The organism is Caulobacter sp. BE254 (genome assembly GCF_031457295.1).
In the GTDB taxonomy this organism is placed as follows: Bacteria; Pseudomonadota; Alphaproteobacteria; order Caulobacterales; family Caulobacteraceae; genus Caulobacter.
Genome location: NZ_JAVDWJ010000015.1, coordinates 76,869 through 89,791 on the forward strand (window position 1 = coordinate 76,869; position 12,923 = coordinate 89,791).

General features: G+C 69.7%; 17 protein-coding genes. 11 read left to right on the plus strand and 6 right to left on the minus strand.

Annotation, left to right across the window (positions count from 1 at the left end; genetic code table 11):
- Positions 1-12: 12 nt before the first annotated feature.
- Positions 13-171, plus strand: a complete 159-nt coding sequence (locus J2X41_RS21380) for a hypothetical protein (RefSeq protein WP_310085608.1) — start codon at positions 13-15, stop codon at positions 169-171.
- A gap of 159 nt (positions 172-330) precedes the next feature.
- Here the strand turns inward: J2X41_RS21380 and pgsA are convergent, their stop codons facing one another.
- On the minus strand, positions 331-948 hold the full coding sequence (gene pgsA, locus J2X41_RS21385) for a CDP-diacylglycerol--glycerol-3-phosphate 3-phosphatidyltransferase (protein WP_310085610.1): 618 nt from the start codon (positions 946-948) through the stop codon (positions 331-333).
- Between the two features lie 80 nt (positions 949-1,028).
- On the opposite strand from pgsA, the gene J2X41_RS21390 reads away from it, so the two are divergent.
- The 3 genes from J2X41_RS21390 (at position 1,029) to J2X41_RS21400 (ending at position 3,117) form a co-directional block, all read left to right on the plus strand.
- Positions 1,029-1,262 carry a FitA-like ribbon-helix-helix domain-containing protein gene (locus J2X41_RS21390; RefSeq protein ID WP_310085613.1) on the plus strand — a complete coding sequence of 78 codons (234 nt, stop codon included), beginning with the start codon at positions 1,029-1,031 and terminating at the stop codon, positions 1,260-1,262.
- A complete protein-coding gene (locus J2X41_RS21395; RefSeq protein WP_310085614.1) occupies positions 1,259-1,669 on the plus strand; it encodes a type II toxin-antitoxin system VapC family toxin in 411 nt (136 codons plus the stop codon). Before J2X41_RS21390 ends, J2X41_RS21395 begins: the two co-directional genes overlap by 4 nt.
- 161 nt (positions 1,670-1,830) lie before the next feature.
- Complete coding sequence (locus tag J2X41_RS21400; protein ID WP_310085746.1) at positions 1,831-3,117, plus strand: MFS transporter; 1,287 nt, start codon at positions 1,831-1,833, stop codon at positions 3,115-3,117.
- 226 nt (positions 3,118-3,343) lie between these two features.
- Here the strand turns inward: J2X41_RS21400 and J2X41_RS21405 are convergent, their stop codons facing one another.
- Positions 3,344-4,684 carry a hypothetical protein gene (locus J2X41_RS21405; protein WP_310085617.1) on the minus strand — a complete coding sequence of 447 codons (1,341 nt, stop codon included), beginning with the start codon at positions 4,682-4,684 and terminating at the stop codon, positions 3,344-3,346.
- Positions 4,685-4,802: 118 nt separating this feature from the next.
- Here J2X41_RS21405 and J2X41_RS21410 point away from each other — a divergent pair, with 118 nt between their 5' ends.
- The gene (locus J2X41_RS21410) at positions 4,803-5,888 is read left to right on the plus strand and encodes an MBL fold metallo-hydrolase (RefSeq protein ID WP_310085619.1); all 1,086 of its coding nucleotides are present in this window, start codon (positions 4,803-4,805) and stop codon (positions 5,886-5,888) included.
- A gap of 38 nt (positions 5,889-5,926) precedes the next feature.
- Here J2X41_RS21410 and J2X41_RS21415 read toward each other — a convergent pair whose 3' ends face one another.
- Both J2X41_RS21415 and J2X41_RS21420 read right to left on the minus strand, forming a co-directional pair.
- Positions 5,927-6,460 (minus strand): SRPBCC family protein, encoded by a 534-nt coding sequence (locus tag J2X41_RS21415; RefSeq protein WP_310085621.1) that lies wholly within the window; start codon positions 6,458-6,460, stop codon positions 5,927-5,929.
- Positions 6,457-6,825 (minus strand): metalloregulator ArsR/SmtB family transcription factor, encoded by a 369-nt coding sequence (locus J2X41_RS21420; RefSeq protein ID WP_310085623.1) that lies wholly within the window; start codon positions 6,823-6,825, stop codon positions 6,457-6,459. Before J2X41_RS21420 ends, J2X41_RS21415 begins: the two co-directional genes overlap by 4 nt.
- 113 nt (positions 6,826-6,938) lie before the next feature.
- Between J2X41_RS21420 and J2X41_RS21425 the strand changes: the two genes are divergently transcribed.
- From J2X41_RS21425 to J2X41_RS21435, 3 genes are read left to right on the plus strand one after another with little or no spacing between them, the layout of a single operon-like run.
- Positions 6,939-7,382 carry a MarR family winged helix-turn-helix transcriptional regulator gene (locus tag J2X41_RS21425; RefSeq protein WP_310085625.1) on the plus strand — a complete coding sequence of 148 codons (444 nt, stop codon included), beginning with the start codon at positions 6,939-6,941 and terminating at the stop codon, positions 7,380-7,382.
- Complete coding sequence (locus J2X41_RS21430) at positions 7,379-8,149, plus strand: enoyl-CoA hydratase (RefSeq protein WP_310085627.1); 771 nt, start codon at positions 7,379-7,381, stop codon at positions 8,147-8,149. Before J2X41_RS21425 ends, J2X41_RS21430 begins: the two co-directional genes overlap by 4 nt.
- A gap of 45 nt (positions 8,150-8,194) precedes the next feature.
- The gene (locus tag J2X41_RS21435; protein ID WP_310085629.1) at positions 8,195-9,052 is read left to right on the plus strand and encodes an NAD(P)-dependent oxidoreductase; all 858 of its coding nucleotides are present in this window, start codon (positions 8,195-8,197) and stop codon (positions 9,050-9,052) included.
- 121 nt (positions 9,053-9,173) lie between these two features.
- Here the strand turns inward: J2X41_RS21435 and J2X41_RS21440 are convergent, their stop codons facing one another.
- The gene (locus tag J2X41_RS21440; RefSeq protein ID WP_310085633.1) at positions 9,174-9,506 is read right to left on the minus strand and encodes a TfoX/Sxy family protein; all 333 of its coding nucleotides are present in this window, start codon (positions 9,504-9,506) and stop codon (positions 9,174-9,176) included.
- On the opposite strand from J2X41_RS21440, the gene J2X41_RS21445 reads away from it, so the two are divergent.
- Positions 9,507-9,998, plus strand: a complete 492-nt coding sequence (locus J2X41_RS21445; RefSeq protein ID WP_310085635.1) for a GNAT family N-acetyltransferase — start codon at positions 9,507-9,509, stop codon at positions 9,996-9,998.
- Between the two features lie 73 nt (positions 9,999-10,071).
- On the opposite strand, the gene J2X41_RS21450 is transcribed toward J2X41_RS21445, so the two are convergent.
- Complete coding sequence (locus tag J2X41_RS21450) at positions 10,072-11,370, minus strand: MFS transporter (protein WP_310085638.1); 1,299 nt, start codon at positions 11,368-11,370, stop codon at positions 10,072-10,074.
- A 255-nt stretch (positions 11,371-11,625) separates the two neighbouring features.
- Between J2X41_RS21450 and J2X41_RS21455 the strand changes: the two genes are divergently transcribed.
- On the plus strand, positions 11,626-12,144 hold the full coding sequence (locus J2X41_RS21455) for an N-acetyltransferase (RefSeq protein WP_310085642.1): 519 nt from the start codon (positions 11,626-11,628) through the stop codon (positions 12,142-12,144).
- Between the two features lie 185 nt (positions 12,145-12,329).
- On the plus strand, positions 12,330-12,923 hold the full coding sequence (locus tag J2X41_RS21460; protein WP_310085645.1) for a DUF1285 domain-containing protein: 594 nt from the start codon (positions 12,330-12,332) through the stop codon (positions 12,921-12,923).

Consider the following 12,923-nt stretch of genomic DNA (forward strand, 5'->3'; position numbering starts at 1 on the left):
TCGGAGGCGATCATGGTGTTTCTGACGGCGGGCAGCGGCTGGCTGGCCCTGATGATGCGGGCGGAACGCACCCGGGCCGGACGCGAGGCGCCCGACGCCGAATGGCTACTGCGCGACCCCGAGACGATCGAGGACGACGAGCCGCCGGCCTCGCTGCTGGCGGCGGAATGACGGCTCCCTAGATCCTCCCCCTGTGGGGGAGGTGTCGGCGAAGCCGACGGAGGGGGGAGTGATCGGCAGGTGGCCGCACCCACGATCCCTCGATCCGAAAACTCCCCCCACCGGCCTTCGGCCGCCTCCCCCACAGGGGGAGGGGGCTCTCCGAACCCCCTAAACCAGCGCCTTGCGGGCCGCTTCCCAATACTGAGCGCCGGTGATCAGCGTCACGGCGGCCGCCACCCACAGCAGGGCGTGGATGGCCACTGTGGCCGGGCTGACCACCGTCGGATCGGTCGGCAGGTGGAAGGCGGACCACGAGGCCAGGACCATCTCGGCCCCGATCGCCACCAGCTGCAGGGTGGTCTTCCACTTGGCCAGCAGGGTGACAGGGAGCTTCACGCCCTTGCCGGCGCCAACCTCGCGCAGGGCGCTGACGGCGAATTCGCGGAACAGGATCAGGCCGGCCGGCAGGATCACCATCGGGTTGGGGCCCAGGGCCATCAGGCCCAGCAGAGCGCCGCAGACCAGGATCTTGTCGCCGATCGGGTCGAGGATCGCGCCCCAGATGCTGACCGCGTCCAGCTTGCGCGCCAGCCAGCCGTCGAAGAAATCGGTCACCGCCGCCACCACGAACGCCCAGAACGCCCAGCGCTGCAGCGACATCTGCTGGTCCACGCTCAGCTGGTCGCTCAGCCACGGCACGCCGCCGGCCGCCGCGGCCAGGGCCACGAACATGAACAGGGCGATGACCAGGCGGGCGGAGGTCAGGATGTTGGGCAGGGCTTTCATGGCGGAGGTTCTAACGCATGAAAGCGACGAAGGGCTATGGGTCGATTGCCGGCCGCGCTATCAAATGATATCATCCCCGCATGGCCCAGCTCCTTGTCCGTGACGTTCCGCGTGACGTCGTCGAAGCGCTCAAGCGCCGGGCGGCCGCCCATGGCCGCAGCGCCGAGGCCGAGCATCGCCTGATCCTGGAAGCCGCCCTCAAGGCAGGACGCGCCGCCTTTCGCGAGCGCGCCGCGTCCCTGCGGGAACAGACCCAAGGCCGGATCGTCGGGGAGTCGGCCGATCTGATCCGACTGGATCGCGACGCCCGGTGACGCTGGTGGTCGACGCCTCGGTGGCGTTGAAATGGGTGTTGGCCGAGTCTGGCCAGGACGCCGCCGACGCCTTGCTCGACCAGGACCTGATCGCGCCGTCCCTGTGGCTGCTGGAGGCGGCCAACGCCCTGTGGCGGCGCAATCTGCGCGGCGAACTCAGCGCCGGCGAGGCCGAGGAGCGGCTATCCGAACTGTTCAACGCGCCAGTGACCTCGATCCCGATCGAGGACGACCTGACCATGGCCGCCGCCCTGGCGCAGCGGCTGGGTCATCCGGTCTATGATTGTCTCTATCTCGCCCTGGCGATCCGCGAGCAAACCCAGGTGGTGACCGCTGATCGGCGCTTTTGGGCGATCACGCGGACGGCGCCGGACCTGGCGGACCGGGTGCGCTTGCTAGAAGAGTGAGATGTCTGGCCGGCGCAATATCCTGTCCGCAGACAACGGTCCGCGGGACGAAATCGCTCGCCGGCGGCCGACCACCTTGCTGATCGGGGTCATTCTTCTCTCTACCGGTTGACGAGACGCTTTCCGCCCGCCAAGCCATGGCCAAGTTCTTCGAGGGCGTCATGGCCAATACCGACCAACCGACCGCGACCAATTCCAACCGCCGCGTGCTGGCCGCCAGCCTGGTGGGCACGGCGGTGGAGTTCTACGACTTCTATATCTACGCCACCGCCGCCTCGCTGGTGTTCGGCCAGCTGTTCTTCCCGTCCAAGTCGGCCAGCCTGCAGCAGATGGCCGCCTTCGCCAGCCTGGGCGTGGCGTTCCTGGCCCGGCCGCTGGGCGCCGTGGCCTTCGGCCACTTCGGGGACCGGATCGGACGCAAGTCGACCCTGGTGGCCTCGCTGCTGCTGATGGGCGGCTCGACCCTGGCGATCGCCTTCCTGCCCACCTACGCCACGGCCGGCTGGCTGGCGCCGGCCCTGCTGTGCCTGCTGCGGTTCGGCCAGGGCTTCGGCCTGGGCGGCGAGTGGGGCGGGGCGGCCCTGCTGGCGGTCGAGAACGCGCCCCCGGGCTGGCGGGCGCGGTTTGGCATGTTCCCGCAGCTGGGCGCGCCGGTCGGCTTCATCGCCGCCAACGGCCTGTTCCTGATCCTGGGCCTGGTCCTGACGCCGGACCAGTTCCAGGCCTGGGGCTGGCGCCTGCCGTTCCTGGGCAGCGCGGCCCTGGTCGGGGTGGGACTGTGGGTGCGGCTGAAGCTGACCGAGACCCCCGACTTCGCCGCCGCCATCGCCCACGAGGCGCCGCCGGCCGTGCCCCTGGGCGAGCTGCTGCGCGACCACTGGAAGGCCACCCTCTGCGGCACCCTGGCGGCCGTCTGCTGCTTCGCCGTCTACTACCTGATGACCGCTTTCGCGCTGGGCTACGGCGCCAAGGACCTGGGCTACGGCCGCACGGCCATGCTGAGCGCCCAGCTGATCGGCATCCTGTTCATGGCGGCCGGCATCGTCGTGGCCGGCTACTGGGCCGACGCCGCCAGCCCGCGCCGGGTGCTGATGGCCGGCTGCGCCATGACGGTCGGGGTCGGGATCCTGCTGCCGCTGATGATGGTGGCCGGCTCGCTGCCGACCATCGGCGCCTTCCTGGCGATCGGCCTGCTGGTCATGGGCTTTGTCTATGGACCGCTGGGCGCCTTCCTGCCCGACCTGTTCCCGGCCCGGGTGCGCTACACCGGCGCCTCGGCGGCCTTCAACCTCGGCGGCATCCTGGGCGGCGGCCTGGCGCCGACGATCGCCCAGGCCCTGGCCAACCGGGGCGGCCTGGTTCCGGTGGGGCTCTATCTGGCGGTGGCGGCGGGGCTGAGCTTCGTGGGGCTGCTGGCGCTGAAGCCGAAAGCCGCGGCTAACCTATAAGGTCGCCATCCCGGCCTCGAGGCGCGCAAGCGGCCCGCCTGACGGTGGGCGGGCGCAGCGCTTGTCCGAGACCCAGGTGAGCCGCAAGGCCTTCGCCCAATCCCCCGGATCCTCGACAGCCTCTGCGAGGCTTCCGGGATGACAACTTCGAGGCCCCTGGCTTCAACAACAAAAAGCCCGCCGGGATCGCTCCCGGCGGGCTTGCTGCTTCAGGCTTGAGACCCGATCAGCTCTTGGTCTGGTTGGTCGGCAGCTTGCAGCCGCCGCCCACGCCCTTGGCCTGCAGGCACGAGAGCAGTTCGGCCGGCTTCGGCGTGGTCTGGTTCAGCGGATAGGCCATCACCCAGCCCGGCAGGCCGTCCGAACAGGCGACCTCGACGAAGCCCTGGGTCGCGGTCTGGCCGATGATGCGCGAACCGGAGACGGTGCAGCTGCCCTTGCCCAGGCCCTTCAGGTCGGCCGTCAGGCGGGGGAAGGCGGCGTCCGGCTTGGTGAAGCTGCAGCGGTAGCCGTTCATTTCCGAGGTCACGCAGTCGTAGACGGTGTTGCTGGTGCCGGTGAAGATGCCGATCCCGCCGTCCGGACGGTTGGAGCACTTCATCTCGACGATCTCCTTGCGGGGATCGTTGCTGGGCAGCATGCCGTACTTCTCGACCTTGCAGTCGAAGCCGGCCTTGGCCGCCAGCTTGCTGTAGAGGCCGGCCTGCTCGGTCTGGGCGGCCACGGCGTCGCTCAGGGTGCAGCCGCCGCCGACGAAGCCGGCCTGGGCGCAGTCGATGGCCTTGACCAGGGCGCCGCCGGCCGCGGCCTGCTGCAGCACGTAGCCCTTGCCGTCCTGGCAGGCGACTTCGAAATAGTTGTCGGTCTTGGTGCTGAGGATGTAGCGCTTGTCCTTGATCGCGCAGTTCTTGCCCGAGGCCGCGTTCAGGGTGTCGACCACGGCCAGTTGGGTGGCCTTGTCGGTCAGCTTGCAGCTGACATTGCCGCCTTCCTCGTACAGCAGGCAGCTGTTGACCGTGACCTCCTGGTCGACATTGATCGGGGCCGAGGTCTGAACGATGTAGCCGGCGCCGCCCTTACAGGCGACTTCGAAATAGGCGTTCTTGGCGCCGGCCCCGATGGCGCGGGCGTTCTGGATGTCGCAGGCCGTATTGGCCTTGGCGAGGTACGGCGCCAGGCCGGTCTTGGGATCGGCGTTGGCGGGCAGCACGCAGGCCAGGGCGCTGGGCTTGCCGTCGGCGCCGGGCTGGGCGGTTTCCAGGCAGCTGTAGGCCTGGGGCGCGGCGTCCTTCTTGGCCAGCAGCGCGAAGCCCAGGCCTTGCTGGCAGGCGACTTCGTAATAGTCGGTGCTGGTCTTCTTGTCGTTGCCGATCAGGCGGGCGTCGGTGACCGTGCACGAGATCCCGGCGGCCTTGGCGACGTCGGGCGCGGCCTTCATGCCGGCCTCGCGGGCCTTGGCGTCGACGGCGGCCGGCTTTTCCTTGTCCTTGGCCGCCGAGATCACGGTGGCGGGAACGAGCGCGGCGAGCGCGAGGGCGGCCGTCAAGCCGATCGCGATGGGCCTCATGGGGTACGTCTCCTGGGGTAAATTCCTCGCGGCGGACTTAAGGCCCGCTTGCATCGAGGGTCAAGATGTCGTCCGACGGGGGCGCAATCATGACGATGGTCGCGACCGGAGGACGCAGATGCGCGACGGGATCGAGGAAGACGCGCCCCAACCGGCCGAAAAAACGCACAGGCCGCGGCTGGTCTATCCGTTCGAGACGGCGCCGGAGACTGGCTCGGGCCAGGCCGTCGAGGTCGCGCCGGGGGTGCTGTGGCTGCGCCAGCCGCTGGGCGGCTCGCTGGGCTTCATCAATGTCTGGGCGATCGCCGACGGCGAGGGCTGGGCGGTGGTCGACACCGGCCTGCAGACCAAGGAGACCTCCCAGGCCTGGCGCGCGGCCTTCGTCGGGGCCCTGGGGGGGCGACCCGTCACCCGGGTGATCGTCACCCATCTGCATCCGGACCATGTGGGCCTGGCCGGCTGGATCGCCCGCAAGTTCGACGTCCGCCTGTGGATGACCCGGCTGGAATATTTCCAGTGCCGGATGCTGGTGGCCGATACTTGCCGCGAGGCGCCGGAGGACGGGGTGCGGTTCTTCCGCGCCGCCGGCTGGGAAGAGGAGGCGATCGAGAACTACAAGGCCCGGTTCGGCGGCTTCGGCAAGGCGATCTACCAACTGCCCGACAGCTATCGCCGGATGAGCGACGGCGAGGTGTTCCGCATCGGCGACCACGACTGGCGGGTGGTGACCGGCCAGGGCCACTCGCCCGACCACGCCTGCCTGTGGTGCGAGGCGCTGGGCGTGCTGATCTCCGGCGACCAGGTGCTGCCCAGGATCTCGTCCAACGTCTCGGTGTTCCCGACCGAGCCGGACGCCGATCCGCTGAGCGACTGGCTGACCTCGTTGGCCAAGGTGAAGGCTGTCGTGCCCGACACCGTGCTGGTCCTGCCGGCCCACAACGACCCGTTCCGGGGGTTGCACGCCCGCATCGACGGCCTGATCTCGGGCCACGAGCGCGGCCTGGGGCGGCTGGCCGGAAAGCTGGCCGAGCCCAAGCGGGCGGTCGACGTGTTCGGGTCGCTGTTCGCCCGGCCGATCGGCCCGGACCTGCTGGGCATGGCTACGGGCGAGGCCCTGGCCCATCTCAACTGCCTGATCGGCCGCGGTCTGGCGACGCGCAAGGCCGACGCCTACGGGGTGAACTGGTATCGGGCGGCGGACTAGATCGGGGACAGGCGCATGCGCCTGTCCCCAGTTTGATCTCAGGCCGACAGCCGCTTTTCGTACTCGGCCTTGAGCTTGCTCCAGCCGTCCCAGAACGAGGCCGTCTGCGGCTTGCCGCTGATCCGGGTGACCAGCACGTCGAGGTGGGCGTGCCAGCCGGCGCTGACGTTCAGCAGCTGGGTTTGGTCGGGCAGGCGGCGGTGGATGACGGTCAGCAGCACCTTGTCGCCGGCCGGCTCCAGCTCGAACGAGACCTCGCCCTGGTTCCAGGTGAAGGCCAGCCTGCGGTTGGGCTCCAGCGCCAGGATCCGGCTTTCCAGGCGATGCTCGGCCCCGAAGCCGTCCGGCCGCGTGCCGGGCGGGTCGCTCAGTTCGTCGTTGCGCCAGACCAGCTCGAACGGCGCGCCGGATTTCATCTCCATCTGGCCGGCCGCCAGCCACTGGCGGCGCAGGTCGCTCTGGGTGAGATAGGCCCAGACGCGGTCGACGGGACCGGGCAGCAGGCGCTGGATCTTCAGGGTCAGGGGCTCGATCACTTCGCCATAGGCGGAAAGGGTCGCGAGGTCGCTCATTGGTCGTCTCCTTGTTTCGGGGGCGGGGTGTTGCGGGCGTCCTCCTCGCGAAGGAGCCGGTCGAGCACGTCCAGACGGCCGGTCCAGAAGTGTTCGTAGAAGTTCAGCCACTCGTGGGCCGTGGCCAGCGGGCCGGGATCCAGGCGGCACAGGTGCGTGCGGCCGCGGACCTCACGCTGGATCAGGCCGGCGCTTTCCAGGGCCTTGATGTGCTTGGAGGCCGCGGCCAGCGAGATCGAGAACGGCTCGGCCAACTGGCCCACCGTCCGCTCGCCGTTGGCCAGTTCGCGCAGCATCCGGCGGCGGGTGCCGTCGCCGAGGGCGTGGAAGACGCTGTCCAGCTGGGGGGTGAGTAATTCAACCATGTGGTTGAATGTGTAGTGTCACCCGACGAGAGTCAACCGATCGGTTGAATGTTTTTCGCGAAGGGTCGAAACATTCGTTTGATATTTCGCGCGCGAACTATAATTATGGCGCCATGACCACGCCTCCCGACCGCCGCCTGGTGTTCCTGCTCAATGTCGCCCACCGCCGGGTGCAGCGCTATGTCGAGGCCAAGATGGCCGCCAAGGGCGGGCTGACGGCCGCCCAGTCCGGGGCCCTGTTCGTGCTGGGCCAGAAGGACGGCGCCCTGATCGGCGAGGCCGCCGAGGCCCTGGACCTGGCGCCCTCGGCCATGACCGGCCTGGTCGACCGCATGGTCCGCGCCGAGCTGGTCGAGCGCCGGCCCGATCCCAGGGACGGCCGCGCCCTGCGCCTCTATCTCACCGACAAGGGGCGCGAGGCCCGCGAGGACGCCAAGGCCGGCGTCGAAGGCCTCAACGCCCACCTGACCGCCGGCTTCACGGACGACGAGATCGCCGTGGTGTCGCGCTGGCTGGCCAGCCTGCAAACCAAGTTCCCCAAAGGAGACCCCTCATGAGCGACCAGGTTAAGGTCGAGATCGACGCCGGCGTGATGACCCTCACCCTGGCCCGTCCGGACAAGAAGAACGCCCTCTCCAACGCCATGTACGGCGTGCTGGCCGACAACCTGGAAAAGGCCGAGACCGACCCGGCCGTGCGGGTGGTGGTGTTCCAGGCCGACGGCGATAGCTTCAGCGCCGGCAACGACCTGCAGGACTTCGCCGCCCAGGCCACCGGCGCCTTTACCGGCGAGCGCCACGTGATGCGGTTCCTCAAGAACCTGGCCAAGGCCACCCGGCCGCTGATCGCCGCCGTCCAGGGCCAGGCCGTGGGCGTGGGCACGACCATGCTGCTGCATTGCGACCTGGTGTTCACCAGCCCCGACGCCAGGCTCACCGTGCCGTTCGTCAACCTGGCGCTCGTGCCCGAGGCCGCCTCCAGCCTGCTGCTGCCGGCCCGCATCGGCCACGCCCGCGCCTACGCCATGTTCGCCCTGGGCGAGGCGGTCAGCGGCGAGACGGCCGCCGCCTGGGGGATCGCCAACGCCTGCGTGCCGCTGGAAGACCTGCGCGCCAAGGCCCGCGCCGCCGCCGACCAGCTGGCCAAGCGTCCGCTGGGGGCCCTGACGACGACCAAGTCGCTGATGCGCGACGCCGAGGCGATCTCGGCCCTGATGGACAAGGAGGGCGAGCTGTTCGGCCAGCGCCTGCAGACCGCCGAGGCGCGCGAAGCCTTCATGGCCTTCGCCGAGCGCCGCGCGCCGGATTTCTCGAAGGTCTCTTGAACGTGGCGGGCCTATAGTGTGGGTGGATTTCCAGGAGCCTGATCGATGTCCCTAGCTGGCAAGACCCTGTTCATCACCGGCGCCTCGCGCGGCATCGGCCTGGCCATCGCCCTGCGCGCGGCCCGCGACGGCGCCAACATCGTCGTCGCCGCCAAGACCGCCGACCCGCACCCCAAGCTGCCCGGCACCATCTACACCGCCGCCGAAGAGATCGAAGCGGCCGGCGGCAAGGCCCTGCCGCTGGTGGTCGACGTGCGCGAGGAGGCCAGCGTCCAGGCCGCGGTCGACAAGGCGGTCGAGACGTTCGGCGGCATCGACATCTGCGTGAACAACGCCTCGGCGATCTCGCTCACGGGCACGTTGTCGACCGACATGAAGCGCTACGACCTGATGCACCAGATCAACGGGCGCGGCACGTTCCTGACCTCGAAGATCTGCCTGCCGCACCTGAAGAAGGCGGCCAACCCGCACATCCTGGCGCTGTCGCCGCCGCTGGACATCAAGCCCCGCTGGTTCGCGCCGCACGTGGCCTATTCGATGGCCAAGTACAATATGAGCCTGTGCATGCTGGGCCTGGCCGAGGAGTTCCGGTCCGACGGCGTGGCCTGCAACGCCCTGTGGCCCCGCACCGCCATCGCCACCGCCGCCATCCAGTTCGCCCTGACCGGCGAGGAGGGCCTCAAGCACTGCCGCACGGTCGAGATCATGGCCGACGCGGCCCACGCCATGTTCCTCAAGCCCTCGCGCGAGTTCACCGGCCAGTTCGTGATTGACGATAGTTTCCTCTACGCCGAGGGCGTGCGCGACTTCGACCGGTACCGCGTGGACCCCACCGCCACCCTGATGCCGGACTTCTTCGTGCCCGAGGACAGCGTCCCGCCGCCGGGGGTGGTGATCGGATAGGCTCCCTGCGTCCTTCGAGGCGCGCTCAGGAGCGCGCACCTCAGGATGAGGAATTCAGCGCCAATCCACCTTCCTCATCCTGAGGTGCGAGACGTAGTCGAGCCTCGAAGGACGCACTGCGCTAAGGTTTGCGCGCCTTGCGCGCCGCCGCCACGGCGATCGAGCGGCGCGCCCAGTCCACCATCAGGTCCGGGTCGTCCAACGCCTCGGCCGGGGCGGTCCAGTAGGCCATCGGGCTCATGCCGAACGGGGCGAACTGGGTGCTGCCCGCCGCCTCGAAATCGGCGCGCAGGGTCTCGTCGCCCTTCAGGTAAAGGGTGTCGTCGTCGACCAGGGCGAAGAACAGGCCTTGGGCGTAGAGCCCGACTCCGCCGAACATCCGGCGCGAGGTCAGCGGCCCGACCGGCGCCAGCTGTTCCAGCACGAAGTCCAGATAGTCCGAAGAGACCGCCATATGCCCGTCACCACCCAAGTCTCGGTTCGTCCCGCCGTCGCCGCCGACGGCGATTTGATCCTGCGGTTCATCCGCGACCTGGCCGCCTACGAGAAGCTGCTGGACGACGTGCGGGCGACGCGGGACGACATCACGGTGGCGCTGTTCGGCGATAATCCCAAGGCCTTCTGCGACATCGCCGAGATCGACGGGCGGCCGGTGGGGTTCGCCCTGTGGTTCTACAACTTCTCGACCTTCGTCGGCCGGCACGGGATCTATCTGGAGGACCTGTTCGTCCAACCCGAGGCGCGCGGCTCGGGCGCGGGCAAGGCGCTGCTGGCCAACCTGGCCAGGCGTTGCGTCGACGAGAACCTGGGCCGCCTGGAATGGGCCGTGCTCGACTGGAACGCCCCATCGATCGCCTTCTACGACAGTCTGGGCGCGGCGGCGATGGACGAGTGGATCGTGCGCCGGATGACGGGCGAGGCGTTGGCGCGGTTGGCGGGGGTATAGTCGAGACCACGGCCGGGGACAGCCACGGCTGGAGACAGGCGCATGTGCCTGTCCCCGTCCCGCGCACGTCCCTCTATTCCAGCCGATCGGCCTTCCTCAGTTCAGGGAACATCCTGGCCCACGCCCCGGTCACCACCAGCGCCCCGACGCCGCCGAAGATCGCCGCGCCGACCGGGCCCAGGAACCGCGCCGCGACGCCGCTCTCGAACTCGCCCAGCTCGTTGGAGGCGCTGATGAACAGGCCCGAGACGGCGGCGACCCGGCCGCGCATCGGGTCAGGGGTGACCAGCTGCACCAGGGTCTGGCGGATATAGACCGAGACCATGTCGGCCCCGCCCAGCACCGCCAGGGCCGCCACCGACAGCCACATCCACTGCGACAGGCCGAACACCACCGTCGCCGCGCCGAACACCGCCACGGCGCCGAACATCAGCAGGCCCGCGCGGCGGCGGATCTGATGGCTGGCCAGGACGACCGCCACCAGGGTCGCGCCCACGGCCGGGGCGGCGCGCAGGACGCCGAAGCCCTCGGCCCCGACATGCAGCACGTCGCGGGCGAACACCGGCAGCAGGGCCGTGGCCCCGCCCAGCAGCACGGCGAACAGGTCCAGCGAGATCGAGCCGAAGACGATCTTGTTGCGCCAGGTATAGACCAGGCCCTCCTTGATCAGCGTCCAGCGCGAGCCGGGCTGCACCACCGGCTTGGTCGACTGGCGGATGCCCAGCAGGCACAGGCCGCCCAGCAGGAACAGGCCGGCCGAGGCCCCGAACGCCGTGGCCGGCGAGATCGCGCACAGCAGGCCGCCCAGGGCGGGGCCGATGATCGAGGCGCTCTGCCAGGACAGCGAGTTCCAGGCGATGGCGCGCGGCAGCAGCGGGCGCGGCACCAGCATGGGGCCCATGGCGCTGGAGGCCGGCGACAGGAAGGCGCGCCCGGCTCCGAACAGCACGGCGATGGCGAAGATCGGCCACAGGGCCGTGTGTCCGGACCAGGCCAGCAGGCCCAGGCCGCCGGCGCACAGGATGTCGACGCCGATCGCGGCGGTCATGATCGCCTTGCGGTCATGCCGGTCGGCGGTTTCGCCCGCGGTCAGGGCCAGGAAGAACAGCGGAATGAACTGGGCCAGGCCCACCATGCCCAGCAGGAAGGCGCCCTGGCCCTCGTCATGGCCGGTTTCGCGGGCCAGGGTGTAGACCTGCCAGCCGATGGTCACCGCCTGGATCTGCACGGCCAGGGTGGCGACGAAGCGGGCGGTCCAGAAGAACAGGAAGTCGGTCTGGCGCAGCAGGGCGCGCATGGACGTATCCCCCTCCTGCTTTGGCGCTTCGAGGGCCGAAGGGACGGAGTCGGGGTCGGGGGGGAGGTCGGTCATCGCGGCGGACCATGTCTCCGGGCGAGCGTCGCCGCAATCGAGTTTGTTTGATGCGACCGTTGATTTCATTGACGCCATGCGCCCCAGGCCCTATTTCGCGCCCTCCAACGGAAGGAAGCGCCGCCATGCGACGCCTGCGACGAACCTGCGCCGCGCGGACCGGAGTCCGCGTCTAACGCCCCGGAGGCGGCCGTCTCGGCCGCGTCACGATCCGGGGCTATGTCCCCTTTTCGTGTTCCGGATCGTTTAGCGCCCATGTCGTCTTCCGCCGTCGTCCCTTCGCCTGTCCCGCCGTCCATCCTGATCGAGCGGCCCGAGCACGCTCGCGCCGTCGAGGTGCTGGTCGACCGCGCCTTCGGCCCCGGCCGGTTCGCCAAGTCGTCCGAGCGCCTGCGCGAGGGCAACCGCAAGCTGGACGACTGCTCGTTCGTGGCCCTGCATGATGGAAGGGTGATCGGCAGCGTGCGGCTGTGGCCGGTGAAGGTGGGCGACCAGGCCGTCGCCTTCCTGGGTCCCCTGGCCGTCGACGCCGACGAGCGCAAGCACGGCCTGGGCCAGGCCCTGGTCGAGGCCGCCTGCGCAGCGGCCGCCAAGGCCGGCTGGCCTGCCGTGCTGCTGGTCGGCGACGCCCCCTATTTCGGCCGCATCGGCTTTTCGGCCGAGCCCGCCGCCCGGGCGACCATGCCCGGCCCGGCCGACCAGCGCCGGGTGCTGGTCAAGGCTTTGGTCGAGGGCGGGGACGCCGGGTTGGTGGGGCCGATCGGGATTCCCTGAAGATCCTCCCCCCCGTGGGGGAGGTGTCGATCGAAGATCGACGGTGGGGGAGTGATCGGCAGGCGGCCACAACACGGATCGTCGATCGTAAAACGCCCCCCACCGATCGCTGCGCGATCGTCTCCCCCACAGGGGGAGGGCCGGCGAGCCTTGAGCCGGCGGCCGGCTTGCCCTACCTGAACCCCATGACCGCGGATCCCACACCTTCTGGCCTGGCCGGCGTCACAGCCGCGGCCAAGAGCGCGGGTCAACGCGGCCTGCCGCCGGTCCACCTGTGGCATCCGGAGCATTGCGGCGAGATCGACATCCGCATCCGCAAGGACGGGGTCTGGTTCCACGAGGGCACGCCGATCGGTCGCGAGGCGCTGGTGCGGCTGTTCTCGACCGTGCTGCGGCTGGATCCGGACGGCTATCACCTGGTCACGCCGGTCGAGAAGCTGAAGATCCAGGTCGAGGACGCGCCTTTTATCGCCACGCGCGTGGACGCTTTTCCAGGCAAGGATGGGGTGGGCGATATCTTGCGCTTCGAGACCAATGTCGGCGACGTGGTCGAGGCCGGGCCGGACAACGCCGTCCGAGTCGAGACCGACGCAGCGACCGGCGAGCCCCGACCCTATCTGCACGTGCGGCGTGGCCTGGAGGCGCTGATCGCCCGGCCGGTGTTCTACGAGCTGGCCGAGCTGGCCGTCGAGCGCGACACGCCGGAGGGGCCGCGCCTGGGCGTCGTCTCGAACGGCGCCTGGTTCCCGATCGCCCCGGCCGGGGCGCACCGGCCGTGA

Coding starts and splice junctions, on each gene's coding strand:
- J2X41_RS21380 (WP_310085608.1), top strand. CDS start 13: ATGGTGTTTCTGACGGCGGGCAGCGGCTGGCTGGCCCTGATGATGCGG.
- pgsA (WP_310085610.1), bottom strand. CDS start 948: ATGAAAGCCCTGCCCAACATCCTGACCTCCGCCCGCCTGGTCATCGCC.
- J2X41_RS21390 (WP_310085613.1), top strand. CDS start 1,029: ATGGCCCAGCTCCTTGTCCGTGACGTTCCGCGTGACGTCGTCGAAGCG.
- J2X41_RS21400 (WP_310085746.1), top strand. CDS start 1,831: ATGGCCAATACCGACCAACCGACCGCGACCAATTCCAACCGCCGCGTG.
- J2X41_RS21405 (WP_310085617.1), bottom strand. CDS start 4,684: ATGAGGCCCATCGCGATCGGCTTGACGGCCGCCCTCGCGCTCGCCGCG.
- J2X41_RS21410 (WP_310085619.1), top strand. CDS start 4,803: ATGCGCGACGGGATCGAGGAAGACGCGCCCCAACCGGCCGAAAAAACG.
- J2X41_RS21415 (WP_310085621.1), bottom strand. CDS start 6,460: ATGAGCGACCTCGCGACCCTTTCCGCCTATGGCGAAGTGATCGAGCCC.
- J2X41_RS21420 (WP_310085623.1), bottom strand. CDS start 6,825: ATGGTTGAATTACTCACCCCCCAGCTGGACAGCGTCTTCCACGCCCTC.
- J2X41_RS21425 (WP_310085625.1), top strand. CDS start 6,939: ATGACCACGCCTCCCGACCGCCGCCTGGTGTTCCTGCTCAATGTCGCC.
- J2X41_RS21430 (WP_310085627.1), top strand. CDS start 7,379: ATGAGCGACCAGGTTAAGGTCGAGATCGACGCCGGCGTGATGACCCTC.
- J2X41_RS21435 (WP_310085629.1), top strand. CDS start 8,195: ATGTCCCTAGCTGGCAAGACCCTGTTCATCACCGGCGCCTCGCGCGGC.
- J2X41_RS21440 (WP_310085633.1), bottom strand. CDS start 9,506: ATGGCGGTCTCTTCGGACTATCTGGACTTCGTGCTGGAACAGCTGGCG.
- J2X41_RS21445 (WP_310085635.1), top strand. CDS start 9,507: ATGCCCGTCACCACCCAAGTCTCGGTTCGTCCCGCCGTCGCCGCCGAC.
- J2X41_RS21450 (WP_310085638.1), bottom strand. CDS start 11,370: ATGACCGACCTCCCCCCCGACCCCGACTCCGTCCCTTCGGCCCTCGAA.
- J2X41_RS21455 (WP_310085642.1), top strand. CDS start 11,626: ATGTCGTCTTCCGCCGTCGTCCCTTCGCCTGTCCCGCCGTCCATCCTG.
- J2X41_RS21460 (WP_310085645.1), top strand. CDS start 12,330: ATGACCGCGGATCCCACACCTTCTGGCCTGGCCGGCGTCACAGCCGCG.